The organism is Sphingomonas sp. (assembly GCF_048594985.1).
In the GTDB taxonomy this organism is placed as follows: domain Bacteria; phylum Pseudomonadota; class Alphaproteobacteria; order Sphingomonadales; family Sphingomonadaceae; genus Sphingomonas_I.
Genome location: NZ_JBMDXG010000304.1, coordinates 1 through 3,935, shown reverse-complemented (window position 1 = coordinate 3,935; position 3,935 = coordinate 1). Strand labels below are relative to the sequence as shown.

General features: G+C 70.8%; 4 protein-coding genes. All 4 read left to right on the top strand.

Features of this window, described 5'->3' with window-relative positions:
• Positions 1-213: 213 nt before the first annotated feature.
• Positions 214-732 carry a GAF domain-containing protein gene (locus tag ACOJSF_RS12465; RefSeq protein ID WP_420142522.1) on the top strand — a complete coding sequence of 173 codons (519 nt, stop codon included), beginning with the start codon at positions 214-216 and terminating at the stop codon, positions 730-732.
• A gap of 52 nt (positions 733-784) precedes the next feature.
• On the top strand, positions 785-2,158 hold the full coding sequence (locus tag ACOJSF_RS12460; RefSeq protein ID WP_420142521.1) for a glycosyl transferase family protein: 1,374 nt from the start codon (positions 785-787) through the stop codon (positions 2,156-2,158).
• Positions 2,159-2,643: 485 nt separating this feature from the next.
• Positions 2,644-3,165 carry a hypothetical protein gene (locus tag ACOJSF_RS12455; RefSeq protein ID WP_420142520.1) on the top strand — a complete coding sequence of 174 codons (522 nt, stop codon included), beginning with the start codon at positions 2,644-2,646 and terminating at the stop codon, positions 3,163-3,165.
• A gap of 62 nt (positions 3,166-3,227) precedes the next feature.
• A partial coding sequence (locus tag ACOJSF_RS12450) for a TGS domain-containing protein (RefSeq protein ID WP_420142519.1) occupies positions 3,228-3,935 on the top strand: 708 nt, incomplete at its 3' end.

Here is a 3,935-nt window from a genome sequence, read left to right as displayed (position 1 = left end):
AGGATGCGCCGATCTTCCAGGTCGCCGACGTCGGTCTGGTCGGCGATCTGTTCCAGATCATCCCGGAATTGACTCAGAAACTCTGACGCTGCACTGCAGCGGAAACCGGCAGCTTCCTTCATTTCGGGGAGATTTCGGCGGAGTGACGAGCCGTGACCCGTTCACGATGCCCCGCATGGCGGGCTGCCCGCCGACGTCCCGGGATTTCGGTTCGTGGGGCTGAGCGTCTTCTCTCCCGCCGCGCATCCGCCGGATGAGCGGGCGCGGCAGCGCGCGGTGGACGCCTCGAACATCCTGCGCGCGCCGCCCGACGCCACCCTGCACACGATCGTGGTCAAGGCGGCGGGACTGTTCGACGCCCCCGCCGCCGCCGTCTCGATCATCGATCGCGACCGCCAGTGGTTCGCCGCCCGCGTCGGCATTCCGGTCCCCGAAACGGCGCGGAGCATCTCCTTCTGCGCGCATGCCATCCTGACGCCCGCCGAGCCGCTGGTCCTGCCCGATCTGGCCGCCGACGATCGCTTCGCCGGCAACCCGTTCGTGCTGAACAAGCCGTCGCTCCGCTTCTACGCCGGCGTGCCAGTGCTCAGTCGCGAGGGGCACCCGCTCGGCACGCTCTGCGTGCTCGACGATCGCCCGCGCGACGGCGCGCTGCCGCTCGACGAACTGGCCGCGCTCGCGCGGCGCGCGGGTCGCGCGATCGACGACATCCGCCGCACCGGCATGGCTTGAAGCGGCCGCGCCGCGCGCTATCGTGGCGGACATGGCGGGGCGGGGCTAGGGGGTGGTCGCGGACGTTGCGTGGCTGGCGGCAGCCATGGCGCGCGAGCTCATGCTGTTCGCCGCGATCGGGTTCCTGATCGGCGGGTTCGACGACCTGTTGGTCGATCTCCTCTGGGCGCTGCGCTGGGTGCGCCGTCGCCTGACCGTCTATCGCCGCCACCGGCCCGCGTCGGCGGCGACCCTGCCTGCCCCCGATGCGCCCGGACGGATCGCGGTGTTCATCGCGGCCTGGCAGGAGGCGCCGGTCATCGGCCGCATGCTCGCCGCCGCGCTCGGCCGCTACCGGCATGACGATTACGTCATCTACGTCGGCACCTACCCCAACGATCCTGCGACGCAGGCCGCCGTCCGCGCGGTAGGCGATCCCCGCATCCGCCTGGTTTCGGGCACGCTGCCCGGCCCGACGACGAAGGCCGAATGCCTCAACCGCGTCTGGGCGGCGATGCGCGCGGACGAGGCGGTGTCGGGCATCCGCTGCAAGGCGATCCTGCTCCACGATGCCGAGGATGTCGTGCATCCGCAGGAGTTGCGCGTCGTCGACTATCTGATCGATCGGTTCGACATGGTGCAGCTGCCCGTGCTGCCCCTGATCGAGCAGAGCCGGGGATGGTTCGCGCGCGCGGTTTCCGCGTCTTACGCTGACGAATTCGCCGACGGGCACAGCCGCCAGCTGGTGGTGCGCGAGGCGATCGGCGCGGGCATTCCGTCGGCCGGCGTCGGCTGCGCGATCGCCCGCGCCCGCATGGACGAGATCGCCGCGAGCGGGGGAGGGGCGCCGTTCGACGACAGCAGCGTGACCGAGGATTACGAGATCGGCCTGCGCATCGCGGCCAAGGGCGGGCGCAGCGCGTTCGTCGTGCTGCCCGAGGTGCCCGGCGGCGCCCCCGTCGCGGTGCGCGCTTACTTTCCGCACACGCTCGAAACCGCCGTCCGCCAGAAGCAGCGCTGGATCACCGGCATCGCGCTCGCGGGCTGGGACCGGCTGCGCTGGCAGGGCGGGCTGGCGGAGCGCTGGATGCGGTTGCGCGATCGCCGCAGCCTCGCGGCGGCGGTGGTGCTGACGGCCTCTTATGCCGGACTGCTGCTCGCGGTGATGCTGGCTCTCTGCGGGGTGGCCATCCACTGGCCGGGCTGGGCAAAGCCGATCCTGACGATCTGCGCATGGCTGCTGGTCTGGCGGCTTGCAGTTCGTGCGCTGGTGGTCGGCCATCATTATGGCTGGCGCGAAGGCCTGCAGGCGATCCCTCGCGCGTTGCTGGCCAACCTCATCGCGATCCTCGCGGCGCGTCGGGCCTTGTTCTCGTACCAGCCCGGCGTCACCCCGCCATGGGACAAGACCGAGCATCATTTTCCCGACGCGCTCCCATGCGACTGAGAGGGCGGCAGTTCCGCTTTCTGTTGAGCGTGACAATCGGCTGGACATTGCTCCGCGCAATGGCGACGTGGCCGTGGGGTGGTCTCCCTCCGGCGGATGCGGAGCCAACCAGGCCGGTGCAAGCGCGGATGGGTTCCGGGACCGTCCCCGTCCATGATCGTCCGCGCCATGTCGGGCCGCCTGCCTCACTGATCCCCGCCCGCCATATTGCGGCTGCGCCCGCCTCGCGGGTTTATGCCGTACCTCGCAGCGTGCAGATGGCTTCGACCAAGGTTATGCCGCCGGCGCCGAGCGTTCGAGCGGAGGAAGCTTCGGAGCCACAGCCCCTGGCCCCGGTTCCGTTCCCCATCTCATCGCCGGCCAAGAGGCGCGGGTCGCGCTGGACCGCCAGTGCCTATGCGTTCGTTCGTCCCGGCAGCGGCGCCAGCCTGGCGGGCGGCGGCGCGCTGGGAGGAAGCCAGGCCGCGGCGCGCGTCACCTATCGGTTGAACGACGACACGACGGTCCGCACGGCACTGGCGGCGCGCGTCTATGCCCCGCTGCGGGGGCGGGGCGCCGAGGGGGCGGTCGGGCTGGACTGGCATCCGTTGCCCACGATGCCGTTCCGCCTGTCGGTCGAGCGGCGCCTGGGGCTGGACCGCGCCGGCCGCGACGCATGGTCGGCCTATGCGGCGGGCGGCTTCTATGCTGAGCCTCGGCCTGGGGCGGTCGTCGACGGCTATGCCCAGGCGGGGGTGGTCGGTGCCCGATCGCGGGACCTTTTCGCCGACGCAGCCCTTCGTGCTGGGCGTCGTATGAATCTAGGGAAAGCGGCGCTGGTGGTTGGCGGCGGGGCGTGGGGCGCGGCGCAACCCGGCGCCGAACGGCTGGACGTGGGGCCGCGCGTCGCCACTGCCGTGCCGGTCATGGGCGGGACGCTGGCCGTCGCGGCCGAAGCGCGCCTGCGGGTCGCCGGACAGGCCAGGCCGGGGTCGAGTGCGGCGCTGACCGTGAGCGTGGACTTCTAGCCCTTTTCGCGGGCATAGGGCGGCACCATTTCCCACGCTCCCCAAACAGGATCAGCTTCCCCATGTCCGCGATGTTCAAGATCAGCCTGCCCGACGGTTCCGTGCGCGAAGTCGCGCCCGGCACCACGCCGGCCGATATCGCGGCGGCGATCGGGCCGGGACTGGCCAAGGCGGCGCTGGCGGCGCGGGTCGACGGCGAGCTGCGCGATCTCAACCGCCCGTTCGAAGGCGATGCCGCGCTCGCGCTGGTGACTGCGCGCGACGAGGCCGACGCGCTCGAACTCGCGCGCCATGATTATGCGCATGTGCTGGCGGAAGCGGTGCAGAACCTGTTCCCGTCCACGCAGATCACCTTCGGCCCCGCGACCGACGACGGTTTCTACTACGACTTTGCGCCCAAGGACCGGCCGTTCACCGAAGAGGATCTGCCCGCGATCGAAGCGGAGATGCGGCGCATCATCGCCAAGGACGAGCCCCTGATCCGCGAGGTATGGAGCCGCGCCGACCTGATCGCGCGCTGGCAGCGCGAGGGCGAAACGTTCAAGGCCGAGTGGGCGGCGGAGCTTCCGGAAGGCGAGGAGCTCACCGTCTACCGTGCGGGCTCGGGCGAGAATGCCTGGCTCGACATGTGCCGGGGCCCCCATTTGGCCTCCACCGGCAAGCTCGACCCGAACGCCTTCAAGCTGACGCGCGTGTCGGGCGCCTATTGGCGCGGCGATCAGAAGAACGCGATGCTCAGCCGCATCTATGGCACCGGCTGGCTGAACAGG